Annotated in this window: 12 protein-coding genes and 1 pseudogene; 8 read left to right on the top strand and 5 right to left on the bottom strand. The window is 50.0% G+C overall.

Annotated features, from left to right (window positions below):
* Window positions 1–107: 107 nt before the first annotated feature.
* Together DBY90_RS04300 and DBY90_RS04295 are read left to right on the top strand one after the other, a co-directional pair.
* Window positions 108–2,381, top strand: a complete 2,274-nt coding sequence (locus tag DBY90_RS04300) for a Tex family protein (RefSeq protein WP_070493401.1) — start codon at window positions 108–110, stop codon at window positions 2,379–2,381.
* Between the two features lie 357 nt (window positions 2,382–2,738).
* On the top strand, window positions 2,739–3,080 hold the full coding sequence (locus DBY90_RS04295; protein ID WP_039856154.1) for a hypothetical protein: 342 nt from the start codon (window positions 2,739–2,741) through the stop codon (window positions 3,078–3,080).
* Window positions 3,081–3,133: 53 nt separating this feature from the next.
* On the opposite strand, the gene DBY90_RS04290 is transcribed toward DBY90_RS04295, so the two are convergent.
* From DBY90_RS04290 to DBY90_RS04275, 4 genes are all read right to left on the bottom strand, one after another.
* Window positions 3,134–3,976 carry a class II glutamine amidotransferase gene (locus DBY90_RS04290; protein WP_039856155.1) on the bottom strand — a complete coding sequence of 281 codons (843 nt, stop codon included), beginning with the start codon at window positions 3,974–3,976 and terminating at the stop codon, window positions 3,134–3,136.
* 297 nt (window positions 3,977–4,273) lie between these two features.
* On the bottom strand, window positions 4,274–4,942 hold the full coding sequence (locus DBY90_RS04285; RefSeq protein ID WP_003743689.1) for a hypothetical protein: 669 nt from the start codon (window positions 4,940–4,942) through the stop codon (window positions 4,274–4,276).
* Between the two features lie 342 nt (window positions 4,943–5,284).
* Window positions 5,285–5,623 (bottom strand): iron-sulfur cluster insertion protein ErpA, encoded by a 339-nt coding sequence (gene erpA, locus DBY90_RS04280; protein WP_003680162.1) that lies wholly within the window; start codon window positions 5,621–5,623, stop codon window positions 5,285–5,287.
* A 209-nt stretch (window positions 5,624–5,832) separates the two neighbouring features.
* On the bottom strand, window positions 5,833–6,525 hold the full coding sequence (locus tag DBY90_RS04275) for a S24 family peptidase (protein WP_003743691.1): 693 nt from the start codon (window positions 6,523–6,525) through the stop codon (window positions 5,833–5,835).
* Window positions 6,526–6,818: 293 nt separating this feature from the next.
* On the opposite strand from DBY90_RS04275, the gene DBY90_RS04270 reads away from it, so the two are divergent.
* The 4 genes from DBY90_RS04270 to DBY90_RS04255 all read left to right on the top strand — a co-directional run bounded on the left by DBY90_RS04270 (window position 6,819) and on the right by DBY90_RS04255 (window position 13,116).
* Window positions 6,819–7,097 (top strand): hypothetical protein, encoded by a 279-nt coding sequence (locus tag DBY90_RS04270; RefSeq protein WP_003743692.1) that lies wholly within the window; start codon window positions 6,819–6,821, stop codon window positions 7,095–7,097.
* A 358-nt stretch (window positions 7,098–7,455) separates the two neighbouring features.
* Window positions 7,456–9,765: a DNA topoisomerase IV subunit A gene (parC, locus tag DBY90_RS04265; protein WP_070493397.1), complete on the top strand. Its 2,310-nt coding sequence runs from the start codon at window positions 7,456–7,458 to the stop codon at window positions 9,763–9,765.
* A 164-nt stretch (window positions 9,766–9,929) separates the two neighbouring features.
* Entirely contained in the window at window positions 9,930–11,519 is a 1,590-nt protein-coding gene (locus tag DBY90_RS04260) for a sensor histidine kinase (RefSeq protein WP_107986579.1), read from the top strand.
* On the top strand, window positions 11,512–13,116 hold the full coding sequence (locus tag DBY90_RS04255) for a sigma-54-dependent transcriptional regulator (protein ID WP_003743698.1): 1,605 nt from the start codon (window positions 11,512–11,514) through the stop codon (window positions 13,114–13,116). The genes DBY90_RS04260 and DBY90_RS04255 overlap by 8 nt, the downstream gene beginning before the upstream one ends.
* A 231-nt stretch (window positions 13,117–13,347) precedes the next feature.
* On the opposite strand, the pseudogene DBY90_RS04250 reads toward DBY90_RS04255, so the two are convergent.
* Window positions 13,348–13,871, bottom strand: a pseudogene (locus DBY90_RS04250) (DUF4112 domain-containing protein).
* 463 nt (window positions 13,872–14,334) lie between these two features.
* Between DBY90_RS04250 and rfbB the strand changes: the two are divergent.
* Window positions 14,335–15,399, top strand: a complete 1,065-nt coding sequence (gene rfbB / locus DBY90_RS04245) for a dTDP-glucose 4,6-dehydratase (protein ID WP_070493391.1) — start codon at window positions 14,335–14,337, stop codon at window positions 15,397–15,399.
* Window positions 15,400–15,453: 54 nt separating this feature from the next.
* Entirely contained in the window at window positions 15,454–15,825 is a 372-nt protein-coding gene (locus DBY90_RS04240; protein WP_003743707.1) for a hypothetical protein, read from the top strand.
* The last annotated feature ends 42 nt before the right edge of the window (window positions 15,826–15,867 follow it).

Here is a 15,867-nt window from a genome sequence, read left to right as displayed (position 1 = left end):
TTGTTTTCAGAAGGTTCAGGACTAAGCTTCATATTCAAAACACAATCTTCGCCTCCGCCCTCCTCTGCCATTGATATAATAATCACTTTTTCAGACGACCTTTCCCCATGAACATCACCCAAATCCTTTCTCAAGAACTCTCCGCCACCGCCGCGCAAATCACCGCAGCCGTTTCTCTTTTGGACGACGGCGCGACTGTGCCGTTTATCGCGCGTTACCGTAAAGAAGCTACAGGCGGGTTGGACGATACGCAGCTGCGTCAGCTTGCCGAGCGGCTGCAATATCTGCGCGAGTTGGAAGAGCGTAAAGCCGTTGTTTTAAAAAGCATTGAAGAGCAAGGCAAGCTTTCAGACGACCTCAGGGCGCAAATCGAAGCCGCCGACAACAAAACCGCGCTGGAAGACCTGTATCTGCCCTACAAGCCCAAACGCCGCACCAAAGCACAAATCGCGCGCGAACACGGTTTGCAGCCGCTGGCGGACGCGCTGCTTGCCGAGCAGCCGCAGGACGTGGAAGCCGCCGCGCAATGCTACCTGAACGAAAACATTCCCGACGCCCAAACCGCATTGGACGGCGCGCGCGCGATTCTGATGGAGCAGTTTGCCGAAGACGCGGAACTCATCGGCACGCTGCGCGACAAGTTGTGGAACGAAGCCGAAATCCACGCGCAAGTCGTTGAAGGCAAAGAAACCGAAGGCGAAAAATTCAGCGATTATTTCGACCACCGCGAACCTATCCGCGCCATGCCCAGCCACCGCGCGCTGGCGGTTTTGCGCGGCCGCAACGAAGGCGTGTTGAACATCGCGCTCAAATACCAGCCCGACGACACGCCGATTACGCAGCAAAGCGAATACGAGCAACTCATCGCTCGCCGCTTCAAGGTTTCAGACGACCACAAATGGCTGCGCGACACCGTGCGCCTGACTTGGCGCGCAAAAATCTTTTTGTCGCTGGAACTCGAAGCCTTAGGCCGTCTGAAAGAAGCCGCCGACACCGACGCCATTACCGTGTTCGCCCGCAATCTCAAAGACTTGCTGCTCGCCGCGCCCGCCGGACGGCTGACCACTTTGGGTCTCGACCCCGGCTACCGCAACGGCGTGAAATGCGCCGTGGTGGACGACACGGGCAAGCTGCTGGATACGGTCATCGTCTATTTGCATCAAGAAAACAATATGTTGGCAACGCTGTCGCGCCTGATTAAACAACACGGCGTGAAGCTCATCGCCATCGGTAACGGCACCGCCAGCCGCGAAACCGACAAAATCGCGGGCGAACTGGTGCGCGGAATGCCCGAAAGCAGCCTGCACAAAATCGTCGTTTCCGAAGCCGGCGCGTCGATTTATTCCGCGTCCGAACTGGCGGCGCGCGAGTTCCCCGACTTGGACGTTTCCCTGCGCGGCGCGGTATCCATCGCCCGCAGGCTGCAAGACCCGCTTGCCGAGTTGGTCAAAATCGACCCCAAATCCATCGGCGTGGGCCAGTATCAGCACGACGTGAACCAAAGCCAGCTCGCCAAATCGCTGGACGCGGTGGTCGAAGACTGCGTGAACGCCGTCGGCGTGGACGTGAACACCGCTTCCGCCCCTCTCTTGGCGCGGATTTCCGGTTTGAATCAGACCCTTGCCCAAAACATCGTTGCCTACCGCGATGAAAACGGCGCGTTCGACAGCCGCAAAAAATTGCTGAAAGTACCGCGTTTGGGCGAAAAAACCTTCGAGCAGGCGGCAGGCTTTTTGCGGATTAACGGAGGCAAAGAGCCGCTGGACGCGAGTGCCGTCCACCCCGAGGCCTATCCCGTCGTCGCCAAAATGCTGGCTCAACAAGGCATTACCGCCGCCGAACTCATCGGCAACCGCGAGCGCGTGAAGCAAATCAAAGCGTCCGACTTCACCGACGAACGCTTCGGCCTGCCGACCATTCTGGACATCCTGTCCGAGCTGGAAAAACCAGGCCGCGACCCGCGCGGCGAGTTTCAGACGGCCTCATTTGCCGAAGGCATCCACGAAATCAGCGACTTGCAAGTCGGCATGATACTCGAAGGCGTGGTTTCCAACGTCGCCAACTTCGGCGCGTTCGTGGACATCGGCGTCCATCAGGACGGCTTGGTACACATCTCCGCACTGTCCAACAAGTTCGTCCAAGACCCGCGCGAAGTGGTGAAAGCCGGCGACGTGGTGAAAGTGAAAGTGCTGGAAGTCGATGCCGCACGCAAACGCATCGCGCTGACCATGCGGCTGGATGACGAGGCTCGCGGCGCAAGCAAAAGCAACAGGTCGTCTGAAGGCAAACATTCCGAACGCCGCGACCGCAAACCCCAACGCAACGAGCGTGCCCCGACCAATTCGGCGATGGCGGATGCGTTTGCGAAGTTGAAACGGTAAGTTTGGCTTTTTGAGACTCATATTAAAGGTCGTCTGAAAAAGGGATTTTCAGACGACTTTTCTTACCACTGAAATCACCAAAACAGAAATATCCGGCATTTAGAAAATGGCTCCTTCTCTTTCTAACAGAACAGAAAACAAGGCTGCCGTTTCAATAAAAAGAGGTCGTCTGAAACTTAATTCCCGACAGTAAATAGAATTAAACTTACAGGATTTCCGCACTTCCGTCTGACGTGAAGCGCGGCATTACCTACCACTATTCAAATGGCGCAAACACATTTTGTAGTAGACACATACAAACAGGCGTATAGTTCCAAATATTACAAACCCATCATCACCATCCAAGGAGTCCAAACCATGAAACCTGTTTTGTTTGCCGCGCTGATTTCCTGTTTTTCCGTTGCTGCCTATGCGGCCTGTACCGACAGTCAGCAGCAATGCGTGATTTATAAAAATGGTAATGTCGCGGCTGAAGGCGGCTGTTCGATCAACAAGTGTCAGAATGCCGATGCGCAGGTATTGAAATGGAAGCTGAAAAACGGTAAAGGCGTAACCGTGGAGATTGGGAAAAACGGCAAGGTTTTGGTGAACAAAAAACCGGGAGCGAAGGCGAACAACAGCAACGCGGCGGGAATGGGCTTGACGTGTTATGCCGCCGATGCAGACAAGCGTGAGCAGTTCTGCTCGACCAATTATTGATAAAAGCGACATAAAAAAGGTCGTCTGAACATTTTTCAGACGACCTTTCATATTTATACGGACACGCCGACTGCGCGGGCAATTGCCAACCCCTCTTCCGCGCTCATGTAAACAGGGCTTTCAGGGCGGTCGCTGCGGACAATATCACCGTCTCGAAACATAACTAATTCATCAACAGCTAATTGCGACCAAGTTTCGTCTCGGGTCAAGGGCAGTGTGGCGATAACTGAGACTTTGTCATTCGGGGTGGTAACTGCGGAAAAATCAATCATCACGTCATCGTCCAAAAGCCGTGCCTTGCCGAAAGGAGCTTTACGCACGATATAGTGCAGCAGCGTACTGGCATGGGCAAACAGGCAGTCGCCGTTGGACATCACAAAATTGAACAATCCGAAGCGGCGAATTTCGTGAGTTAGCGCGGCAACGGCATCAAACAAAGTATCGGAATCAGGTTTCTCAGCAAAGCGGCTGCGAAGCCGGTTGAGAATATAACAAAATGAGCGTTCGGAGTCGGTCGTACCGACAGCATGGTAATACTCGCCTTGTTCCGGATAAAAATCAATCAAATGCCCGTTATGCGCGAAGAGCCAATATTCGCCCCACATTTCACGCATAAAAGGATGGGTATTGGCCAAAGAGGTCTGCCCTTGCGAGGCTTTACGGATGTGGGCAATGACGTTTTCAGATTTAATTTGATAGGCGCGAACCAGGTCGGCAACCGGAGAATCGGCGCTGGGCTTGTCATCGTGGAACAAGCGTACACCCTTTCCTTCAAAGAAACCGATACCGAATCCATCTGCATGATGGTCGGTAATGCCGCCGCGGCGGCGGAAGCCTTCGAAGGAAAACATGATGTCCGTTGGGGTATTACAGTTCATGCCGAGCAGTTGGCACATGATTTTGACCTTTATTGTTTTAATAGGAATGGAACAATCGGATTATGGTACATTGGACAGTCCGTTTCAATAGACACGATACAGCATCCTCATAAAATCAATATATAGTGGATTAAATTTAAATCAGGACAAGGCGACGAAGCCGCAGACAGTACAGATAGTACGGCAAGGCGAGGCAACGCCGTACTGGTTTAAAGTTAATCCACTATAACTCTTCATAGCAGGACATCCCAATAATAAAAACCGGATTTCAAAATGAAATCCGGCCTACGATATATTCAAATTTAAAAGCATTCATCAAAGGTATTTGGCTGCCAAATATCCCGCCGCCACCAAGCCGAACATAGCCAACACACCCAAAACAGAAACTAGAACAATCATGTTGCGCTTGGAAGTAAGAGCCTCCAGTCTAGGATCCTGTCCCAACTCCTGCCTCAATTTGCTTTCAAGTTCGGCACGGATTTCTTTCCGCATCAACTTCTCTTCCCGCTCTTTTTCAAGTTGCAATTTGTGAGCGATTTCAGCTTGTTTTTTATGTTCGAACGCAACCTTTTCCTGCCATTCTATGCGTTTGCGTTGGATAATTTGTTCGGTTGCACTGGCAAAATGGAAATGGCAGACGGCACATTCATCCGCTGCCACATCCTCAGTAATCGTCATACAAACGGGACATTGCTTTAAAGAGACTTCCTCGTTTTCATCTTCGTCCTCACTTACCTGCAACTCCATGGATTGACGCACAATAACATCAAGTCCCAAGTAGTTGAAATACTGCTGCGCATTCTCGCGCTCGTCCTGTGTACAATTCTCGGCAATAATCGCTTGCGGACGTTCAGAAAGTGCCTGAACCAAATCTTCTGCTTCTTTTTCCGGCAAGTTATCATATAGGCATGCATTGATACGCTCATGATCGACATCTGGCGGATAAGAAACATAAACATCGTAAAGTTTGTCAGAGTTTTTCATTGTTATCCTAGAACAAACCGAACTTTTAATCCCACTCACGGAAACCGGCTTGATTTTCCTATACCATAATACACGGCAGCGATCCGTCAACTTATCATCTGACTTAGACACTACTCCCGAAATTTATTAAATTACTCAAATATCTGATAGTTATCTCTTTAGATAAACATCCTTATCGGCACAAAACCAGATGCAAATCAAGTAACAGACAACATAATAGTACATGAGTAAATATTCCCAAAGGGAATTATAGATTATAAGATAGATGATTTTTATTGAAAAGCAATTACAAACGAAAGGCCGTTTGTATAAACAAACGGCCTTTTTTTATCTCTATGCTACTCAAACTGAGAAGGATGATCCGCAACCGCAAGTCGTTTCCGCATTCGGATTACGAATAACAAATTGCGATCCTTGCAAACTTTCGGTGTAATCAATTTCCGCACCAACCAAATATTGGTAGCTCATCGGATCTACTAAGAAAGTCAGGCCGTTTTTTTGAATTTCAAAATCGTCATCATTTTTGATTTCGTCAAAAGTAAAACCATACTGAAATCCCGAACAACCTCCGCCATTAACAAACACGCGCAGTTTCAAATCGGGATTGTTTTCTTCTGCAATCAAATCGGCAACCTTGGTACAGCAGCTATCAGTGAAAATAATTGGACTTTCGTCTGACATGATGTGTTTCCTTTTATATGAATATTTTCGATATTGTCCTGCAAACCTTAACCTAAAGCAAGTCTGCTCTCAGATTGACCGGCATCAAGAGTTGCAGTTTCACGGACTTCTCCACGAGAGATGGAGTCCACTTCTATATTTATCAATAGAGAAAAACACCATAGGCTACTACTTAACAAGTCGTCTGAAAATACAAGGACTAAAACTATTCAAATATTTCGTCCGAACCACTCGACACGTCCGATAATGGCAACATCGTCCGTCAAATTATTCAAATCAATTTCAAAAGTCGGATAAGCCTCATTGGCGGAAATCACATTCACCACCCCGCCGGGCACCAGCTGTAATCGTTTTACCAACAAATTCTCATTAAGTCTCAAAACGTACAGTCCATCCTTCGGCGCAGTCTCAGCATGATTGATTAAAATAGTATCTCCATCATTCAAAACCCCTTCCATAGAATCCCCCTTTACAGAAATAACGGAAAGGTTTTTAGTATCACGGGTAACATAATTTTCTACCCAATACCGACGGAATGCCATGGTAAAAACAGGTTTTTCATCACCTACTAACCGCCCATGTCCGGCGGCAGCCTGAATATCATAACGAGGAACGAAGACAAACTCGTCGATATCAACCGGATTGCCCAATGTATCATAAGCAACTGCAGTAGAAGACGGAACTTGCGCATTAGGGAACGGACTCCCCTCCCCAGTCAACAGCCAGTCAATACTGCAACCTTTCAGTTGTTTGATTTTTTTTAGAGTTTCCGATTTCGGCAATCCACCTTCGTTCCAAATCCTACTAAATCCCGCAATAGTCATATCAATGTCTGCGGCAATTTTGGCTTGACGCGCCTCGTCTTTCCACAAAAACACCAATCTGTCTTTAAATGTATCCATATCAATCCTCAAGCTGAAATGCGCCTCCTACAATGAAGCACTTGAGTTTATTTTACCTTAGTTTTATTAAAAATGTAAGAAAAATATTAGTTGAATTAAGAAAAAGTATTGCATTTTTTGTTTTTGCTTAGTATGATTCTTCCAACGCTTCAAACAAACCAAACCTTCTTCAGCCATAATCAGGTAAAAACATGGCTCGCATTACGATGATTGTAATCAGATTTTCATGAAGCAAAGACTGTTTGACACAAGCAAGTAAGAAAAATCTTAGTTTTATTTGATTGGAGGATATAATGAACCGTTACCGTAAAAATGCATGGCTCGCCGTTGCTGCCTTCGTTTTAGGATTTTTGGCATTTCCTTTCAGTTATTCAGAAGCCCATCAATCTTCCGAACAAAATCTCTCTGCCGAGATGTGCGACCGCCTTAGCGGAATGGCCTCCGACAAAATGGACGGTATCCAATTATCCGTTGCCCAAGAATGCGATACACTCGAAGCCTCACACGATTGGGAACAACAATACGGCGGACTAAACGAACATGAGATAATTGCAGGCATTGTGTACGAATAACTGTTGCATGTTCGAAACTATGCAGGTTTATAGAATACCGACACCTACTTTTTACAACAAACCAAAGCTTTTCAGACGACCTTCTATGTCATCTGAAAATACTTTCTCCAATCCAACAAAGCATTTACATCCAAACATACGGACACGAAGCTAACAAACCGGTTTGACCCGTACTGAAATACTGACTACTACTGTACATTAAGGGTCGTCTGAAAATTTTCAGACGACCCTTAATGTCTAAAATTCTATAAACTTCCCGCCGATACCCAATCAAAACTCAGTACGAACTGTCCTTCTCTAACAGAAACCCCATTTTTATTTTACAATATCGCCCTTTACCTTTATTTCCAGCTTCCTTATGAGCCAACACGTTTCCGTCCCCTCTCCCGTCGGCGAAGACTATCTGCTATTAGGTCAGTACGCCGAACGCGCCTATCTCGAATACGCCATGAGCGTGGTCAAAGGCCGCGCGCTGCCTGAAGTTTCAGACGGTCAAAAGCCCGTGCAGCGGCGCATTTTGTTTGCCATGCGCGATATGGGTTTGGCGGCGGGGGCGAAGCCGGTGAAATCGGCACGCGTGGTCGGTGAGATTTTGGGTAAATACCACCCACACGGCGACAGTTCCGCCTATGAAGCGATGGTACGCATGGCGCAGGATTTTACCTTGCGCTACCCCTTAATCGACGGCATCGGCAACTTCGGTTCGCGCGACGGCGACGGGGCAGCGGCGATGCGTTACACCGAAGCACGGCTGACGCCGATTGCGGAATTGCTGTTGTCCGAAATCAATCAGGGGACGGTGGATTTCGTGCCGAACTACGACGGCGCGTTTGACGAACCGCTGCACCTGCCCGCCCGCCTGCCTATGGTGTTGCTCAACGGTGCGTCAGGCATCGCGGTGGGCATGGCGACCGAAATTCCGTCGCACAATTTGAACGAAGTGACGCAGGCGGCGATTGCGCTGTTGAAAAAGCCGACACTGGAAACCGCCGACCTGATGCAGTACATCCCCGCTCCCGACTTTGCCGGCGGCGGTCAAATTATCACGCCGGCGGACGAATTGCGCCGGATTTACGAAACCGGCAAGGGCAGCGTGCGCGTGCGTGCGCGTTACGAAATCGAGAAGCTGGCGCGCGGGCAATGGCGCGTGATTGTGACCGAGCTGCCGCCGAACGCCAATTCCGCCAAAATCCTTGCCGAAATCGAAGAGCAGACCAACCCGAAACCGAAAGCGGGTAAAAAGCAGCTGAACCAAGACCAGCTTAATACCAAAAAGCTGATGCTGGATTTAATCGACCGCGTGCGCGACGAGTCCGACGGCGAACATCCCGTGCGCCTTGTGTTTGAACCGAAATCCAGCCGCATCGATACGGATACCTTCATCAACACGCTGATGGCACAGACTTCGCTGGAAGGCAATGTGTCCATGAACTTGGTGATGATGGGGCTGGACAACCGCCCCGCGCAGAAAAACCTGAAAACAATTTTGCAGGAATGGCTGGATTTCCGCGTCGTGACCGTCACACGTCGTCTGAAATTCCGTTTGAACCAAGTGGAAAAACGGCTGCACATCCTTGAGGGTCGTCTGAAAGTCTTTCTGCACATCGACGAAGTGATTAAAGTCATCCGCGAATCAGATGACCCGAAAGCCGACCTGATGGCGGCATTCGGGCTGACCGAAATCCAAGCCGAAGACATTTTGGAAATCCGCCTGCGCCAGTTGGCGCGTTTGGAAGGTTTCAAACTTGAAAAAGAATTGAATGAATTGCGCGAAGAACAAGGTCGTCTGAATATCCTTTTGGGCGACGAAAACGAAAAACGCAAGCTGATTATCAAAGAGATGCAGGCGGACATGAAGCAGTTCGGCGACGCGCGCCGGACGCTGGTGGAGGAGGCCGGACGCGCCGTGTTGACACAAACCACCGCCGACGAACCCATTACGCTGATTCTGTCGGAAAAAGGCTGGATACGCAGCCGTGCCGGACATAATCTCGATTTAAGCCAAACCGCGTTCAAAGAAGGCGACCGCCTCAAACAAACCCTTGAAGGCCGCACCGTTTTACCCGTTGTCATCCTTGATTCATTGGGCAGAACCTACACGCTTGATGCCGCCGAAATCCCCGGCGGACGTGGCGACGGCGTGCCAGTTTCATCATTAATCGAGCTGCAAAACGGCGCAAAACCCGTCGCCATGCTCACCGGCCAGCCCGAGCAGCACTACCTGCTCTCAGGCAGCGGCGGCTACGGCTTCATCGCCAAACTGGGCGATATGGTCGGGCGTGTGAAAGCGGGCAAAGTGGTGATGACCGTAGACAGCGGCGAAACCGTCCTGTCGCCCGTTGCCGTCTATGCCTCCTCGCTCATCAATCCCGACTGCAAAATCGTACTGGCAAGCAGCGACCACCGTCTCTTGGCGTTCTCCATCGGCGAACTCAAAGTCATGCCTAAAGGGCGCGGTTTGCAGTTGATGTCGCTGACCGACGGCGCGTCTTTGGAACACGTCCTCGTGACCACGGCTGCGGAATTCATCGTCGAAACCGTCGGTAAGCGCGGTGCGGCGCATCAGGAAAAATTGCGCATTTGCGACATCGACGGCAAGCGCGGCAAAAAAGGGAAGGTTTTGGACGTATCAGGTCGTCTGAAAACCTTGTCCGCTGCCTCCGCATAAACAACAAAAGGCGCGGTAACACATTGAAAACCTAGAAAACACGGTCGTTTTATGTTATGCTGACAAAATTAAAAAAATATTTACGACCGTCTGCAGAAATATCGCAGAACGATTTTAAAAACAGGTACTAATAATGATAAAAATAAACAAAAAGGGTTGCGGATATGAGTAAATCCGGCTTTCAGGAACTGGGAAACCTGAGTGAGCGGATACCCGGTTTAATCAATATCGCCCGCATTGCCATCGTGCTGCCGCTGTTGGTCATGCATGCTTTCGGCGTTTACAGCAATGGTGCCCACGTCGGCATGTCATTCCCGCCCGTCGAATTTTACAGTTGGGCAGCGCTGTACTCCTTCCTTATCTTGTTGTCCGTCGCTCGTCCGGACTGGCAATGGCAGACTATGGAGCTGCCGAATGCCAGCGCAGTCGTCGATATTTCGATGATGATGATACTGGTGTATATCGCCGGCGGAGTCGATTCGGGCTTCGGCATCCTTGTCCTTCCTTTCGTTGCGACGTCCTGTCTCCTCAGCTACGGGCATTACCCCATGCTGTACGCAGGTTACGCGTCCATGCTGTTTTTCTTCAACCTGTTGCTCGACGGCAGCATCCGCCTACATCCGTTTGATTGGGATACACAGCCTCTGATTACTACGGTCCTGCTTAGCGGCGCGTGTTATCTAGTTGCCATGCTGACTTCGTTCGCCGCCCGTTATTTGGAGCAGGCAACCGAATCCGCCAGCCGCCATCAGCTTGCCTACCGCCGCATCAGCGGATTGAACCGCCTCGTTCTCAACCGCGTGCAGGAAGCCGTTATCGTCATCGACAGCACCCAGCGCGTTTGGCTATTCAACAAACAGGCAAAAACCTATTTCCCCGGCTTGGTGGTTGACCAGCAAGAAGTCGTGTTCGGCGAATTGGTGACACGCTGGCAATATCATCCCGACAAACCGTTTGAAACTGATATCCACATCTTCCAACACGCCATGCACGTCCGTGCCGTCCCTCTGATTCAGGAACAGACGGAACTGCTGATGCTGTATGTCCGTTCGTTGCGCGAAGTGGCGGCAGAAGCCATGTCCACCAAGCTCACCTCGCTCGGACAGCTTACCGCCAACCTCGCCCACGAAATCCGCAATCCGATGTCCGCCATCCGTCACGCCAGCGACTTGCTGCAAGAAAGTGATGACGATGCCGAACCCGATCCCGTTAAAGCCAAGCTTTGCGACATCATCGACAGCAACATCCAGCGCATCGACAAAATGTTGGAAGACATCTCCCTGCTCAACAAACGCGACAACATCAGCCGCGAGCCGATCAACTTGATGAAATTCTGGCTCGACTTCAAACAAGAGTTCACGCTCAACAATTCCGAAGCCATCGGCTGCCTGCGTATGAACATGGACGGCAACAACCTTACCGTCCTCGCTGATGTGATGCACATCCAGCAAATCATGTGGAACCTCTGCAATAACGCTTGGCGGCACAGCCGTCAGGACGAGAATGCGATTACCGTCCTGATCCGCCCCAGCGGCAGGATGCACATTTCCATCGTCGTTGCCGATAACGGCAAAGGCATTTCGCCTGAAGTCCGCAACCATCTCTTCGAACCGTTCTACACCACTGAAAAACAAGGTACGGGATTGGGATTGTACGTTGCCCGCGAACTGGCGCACGCCAATATGGGTCAACTCCATTACCACCCCGAAATGAACGGATTCGAACTGATTTTACCGAGAGAACACAATGAGTAAGCTGCAAGACCCAGTATTGGTCGTCGATGACGAGGCAGACATCCGCGACTTGATGGAAATGACACTGATGAAGATGGGGCTGCGCGTGCAGACCGCCGTCGGCGTAGAAGATGCCAAAGACAAGCTCGACAACAACGACTATTCCCTCGTCTTGACCGATATGCGGATGCCCGACGGCTCCGGTCTCGAAGTCGTCCAATACATAGACGAACTCATGCTCGACACGCCCGTCGCCGTCATTACTGCTTTCGGTAATGCCGACCAGGCGGTCGAAGCCCTTAATGCGGGCGCGTTCGACTACCTGCAAAAACCGATTACCCTTTCACAACTGCGCTCGCTGGTTAAATCCGCCGTTTCCGTTTCCAATAGCACGGACGAGATTGCCCAGCCGCCGATAGAAAAACCATCTGCGCCCGTCGCCGCCGCATTCAACAAACCGAAAACGCCCCCCAAACCGCCCAAGCGCGATTTGAGCGGCTCCGTTACCGTTCCTGAAGGTCTGCGTTCCATGAAAGAACGCTTTGCCACCGGCGAAATCGCCATGCGTGCGAACGAAGACGTGCCCGAATTGGGTGGCGAAGAAGATATGCCGCGGCTGCTCGGCAGTTCGCCCCAAATGGTCGAAGTCCGCCATCTGATCCGCCGCCTCGCCCGCAGCGGCGTGCCCGTTTATATTTCCGGCGAATCGGGTACCGGTAAAGAACAGGCTGCGCGTACCATCCACGAATTGTCCGATCGCGCCGACAAGCCCTTTATCGCGGTCAACTGCGGCGCGATTCCTGAAAACCTGATGGAAAGCGAATTCTTCGGCTACAAAAAAGGCAGCTTTACCGGCGCCGACCAAGACCGTCTCGGCTTCTTCCAACACGCCGACGGCGGCACATTGTTCCTCGACGAAGTTGCCGACTTGCCGCTTGCCATGCAAGTCAAACTCCTGCGCGCAATCCAAGAAAAAGCCGTGCGCCGCATCGGTGATGCCCGCGAAACTTTCGTCGATGTCCGTATCATCTGCGCCACCCATAAAAACCTCGAAGCCCTCGTTGACAGCGGCGCGTTCCGCCAAGACTTATATTACCGCCTCAACGTCGTTACCCTGCACATGCCGCCCCTGCGCGAAATGCGTGAAGACTTGGGCGCGCTGATTCTGTACCTGCTCTACAAACACCGCCACGGTACGCAAACCTACAAACTCAGCCCCAAAGCGCAAGAAGCCCTGCTGCATTACAGCTATCCCGGCAACTTCCGCGAACTTGAAAACATCCTCGAACGCGCCGTCGCCCTGACTGTCGGACAAGTCATCCAACTGGATGACCTACAAATCCAAAATACGCCGACGCCGAGAAACGACCATCCAAACCTCGATCTCGACGACATCGCCGATTCCGAAACACAAAAAGGCGAAACTTTGGATCATCAGCCGCTTCCGCCGTTTGACCCGCGCACCATGCAGATTCAAGACTACCTTGACCAAATCGAGCGCGGCATTATCGAACAAGCGTTGCAGCAAACCCGTTACAACCGCACTCAGGCAGCCAAGCTTTTGGGTATCAGCTTCCGCTCCATGCGCTACCGTATGGAACGTTTGGATATCAATTAAGTCGGTGCTTTGCCGTTGGCTGCATGTTTAGGAAGCAAGACCTAAACGTATGTTTTAGATATAGCAGGTTAAGTTTAAATTAGGGCAAAATCGCGGATAGTATAGGCAGTACGAAACCAGTCTACTTGGTACGCTCATACTTAGAGAGCCATTCTCTCTATACTGGGACATTGCAACGCAATCTTGATTTAAACTTAACCTGCTATATATCTCCATTCAAATCACAAGCATTCAAAACCAACCGGCAACAGCGTGGAACAGATAAGCCATACCGCTCCATGCCCATTTACTTACGGCAACCGTTATCCAACCCATCAACACCAGCACAATCAAACCGAAAAAATCAGGCAGATGCAGATACAACCAAGCAGCAACAGGTTTGCGCCAAAAGTCTGATTTTTGTTGCTTCTTCTCCAAAGCCGCGTGCATAAACGGACGCTCCAAATGCAAGTCATAGTCGATGCCATACTCGCTGCGCACATGTTCATTGATGACCTTCAAAGTACGGCGGCTCGGTTGCAAGAAAATATCAATAAGCGTACCGACAACAGGAATCATGCCAAGCACCATATCGGCAAAAGCAAGATATACGGCAGGACGCATTTTATGTTCCGGCACGCCCAACTCCCGCCCCATACGAAAAGCCTTCATCGTCAAAAAAGCCCGGCAATATCCCCGACAAAAGGAATCAGCGACAATATGGCATCAACGCCGATGCCCTGCTTGGTAAAAGGAATGCAAAACAAACTATCCATAGTATTGGCATATTTAGCCAACTCACGTTCACGCCGGATGATTTCCTGACGTTCATAAGGTATAGGTGTGTGTTTCATAATGATTTTATTGTAGTAGGTTAATAAAAGGGTTTTGACAAACAAAATTTATTTTAATAATTTCTTTTTCAATATTGCCAATAGCATTTTATACAAATTTTCATTCAGGCACGATACAAAATTCGATTGTCTTTTAAGGGGAAGACTTAATTACGGATTTAAGATGGCTGGACTGTTGGGATTCATGCTGCTGAAATTAAATTATAGTAAAACGTTTAAGGTACGCCAAAATAATCATAGAAAATATCTTCATGATATTCTTAGAGTTAAATGAGATGATCTACCGAAATATCAAAATAATGCCGTGATATTAATTGATACTCAAGATACAAAAAATATATATACAGTTATAATTCAAGGCTGTACTGTATCTTAGACCCATCCCATGAAAAAAATCCTCGTTACCGGCGGCGCGGGCTTTATCGGCTCGGCAGTCGTCCGCCATATCATCAAAAATACCCAAGATTCCGTCGTCAACCTTGACAAACTGACCTACGCAGGCAATCTCGAATCACTGACCGACGTAGCCGACAGCCCGCGCTACGCTTTTGAGCAAGTGGACATTTGCGATCGTGCCGAACTTGGCCGCGTGTTTGCACAACACCAGCCTGATGCTGTGATGCACTTGGCTGCGGAGAGTCATGTTGACCGCTCTATCGATTCCGCCGGCGAATTCATACAAACCAACATCGTCGGCACATTCAACCTGCTGGAAGCGGCGCGTACCTATTGGCAGCAAATGTCGTCTGAAAAACAGGCGGCGTTCCGTTTCCACCATATTTCCACCGATGAAGTCTATGGCGACTTACACGGCACGGACGATTTGTTTACCGAAACCACGCCCTACGCCCCGTCCAGCCCCTACTCTGCCTCCAAAGCGTCCAGCGACCATCTTGTGCGTGCATGGCTGCGCACCTACGGTCTGCCGACCATCGTAACCAACTGCTCGAACAACTACGGTCCGTACCATTTCCCCGAAAAACTCATCCCGTTAATGATTCTGAACGCGCTCGACGGCAAACCGCTGCCTGTGTACGGCGACGGGATGCAAATCCGCGACTGGCTGTTTGTCGAAGACCACGCCCGCGCGCTGTATCAGGTTGTTACCGAAGGCGTCGTCGGCGAAACCTACAACATTGGCGGACACAATGAAAAAGCCAATATCGAAGTGGTCAAAACCATCTGCGCCCTGCTGGAAGAACTCGTTCCTGAAAAACCTGCCGGCGTAGCACGGTACGAAGATTTGATTACCTTCGTGCAAGACCGCCCTGGTCATGACGTACGCTATGCCATCGACGCCGCCAAAATCGGCAGGGAACTGGGCTGGAAACCGCAGGAAACGTTTGAATCCGGTATCCGCAAAACAGTGCAATGGTATTTGGACAACAAAACCTGGTGGCAAAACGTATTGAACGGCAACTACCGTTTGGAACGTTTAGGTAAGTTGTAAACTATGCAATCCTTCTATTGAAAACATCAGACTTCATCATACAAAGGAATATCCATGTACTCTCCATTCCGCATTTTCTTATTAGCAACTTTGACCTCCGTCTTGTTTGTTTCTACGCCAATTTCAGCCAAAGAAACACGACATCATGTTGCACAAACGACAGTTCAGAAGACAATAAAAGCCGATGGTAGCTCTATCGAAAGGGCAATTGTCATCATTGAAAATGATACTATGCGTGGCATTGCCGCCGAATACTCCTGGATTGAAGAACACATGCCTGAATATCGTGTAGTCGGACAAGCTCTGTTAAAGAAAAATGACAGCGTCTATGACCGTATTGACGTTCAAAATGAAGCTGGTGACATCCGTTCCATTTACTTCGATATCAAAAGCTTCTTCGGCATGAGAAACGGCAAGCCTCTTTAAGACCGAAGGCCGTCTGAAAATCACGCAAACACACACTACTCA

This window comes from Neisseria mucosa, assembly GCF_003044445.1.
Classification (GTDB): Bacteria; Pseudomonadota; Gammaproteobacteria; order Burkholderiales; family Neisseriaceae; genus Neisseria; species Neisseria mucosa_A.
Note: the sequence above shows the minus strand (reverse complement) of the source record. Positions and strands in the feature narration are given on the sequence as shown.

Bases quoted from the DNA above. Each gene is read 5' to 3' on its own strand.
- DBY90_RS04255 (WP_003743698.1), top strand. From the start codon at position 11,512: ATGAGTAAGCTGCAAGACCCAGTATTGGTCGTCGATGACGAGGCAGAC.
- DBY90_RS04295 (WP_039856154.1), top strand. From the start codon at position 2,739: ATGAAACCTGTTTTGTTTGCCGCGCTGATTTCCTGTTTTTCCGTTGCT.
- DBY90_RS04300 (WP_070493401.1), top strand. From the start codon at position 108: ATGAACATCACCCAAATCCTTTCTCAAGAACTCTCCGCCACCGCCGCG.
- DBY90_RS04275 (WP_003743691.1), bottom strand. From the start codon at position 6,525: ATGGATACATTTAAAGACAGATTGGTGTTTTTGTGGAAAGACGAGGCG.
- DBY90_RS04285 (WP_003743689.1), bottom strand. From the start codon at position 4,942: ATGAAAAACTCTGACAAACTTTACGATGTTTATGTTTCTTATCCGCCA.
- DBY90_RS04270 (WP_003743692.1), top strand. From the start codon at position 6,819: ATGAACCGTTACCGTAAAAATGCATGGCTCGCCGTTGCTGCCTTCGTT.
- parC (WP_070493397.1), top strand. From the start codon at position 7,456: ATGAGCCAACACGTTTCCGTCCCCTCTCCCGTCGGCGAAGACTATCTG.
- erpA (WP_003680162.1), bottom strand. From the start codon at position 5,623: ATGTCAGACGAAAGTCCAATTATTTTCACTGATAGCTGCTGTACCAAG.
- DBY90_RS04240 (WP_003743707.1), top strand. From the start codon at position 15,454: ATGTACTCTCCATTCCGCATTTTCTTATTAGCAACTTTGACCTCCGTC.
- DBY90_RS04290 (WP_039856155.1), bottom strand. From the start codon at position 3,976: ATGTGCCAACTGCTCGGCATGAACTGTAATACCCCAACGGACATCATG.
- rfbB (WP_070493391.1), top strand. From the start codon at position 14,335: ATGAAAAAAATCCTCGTTACCGGCGGCGCGGGCTTTATCGGCTCGGCA.
- DBY90_RS04260 (WP_107986579.1), top strand. From the start codon at position 9,930: ATGAGTAAATCCGGCTTTCAGGAACTGGGAAACCTGAGTGAGCGGATA.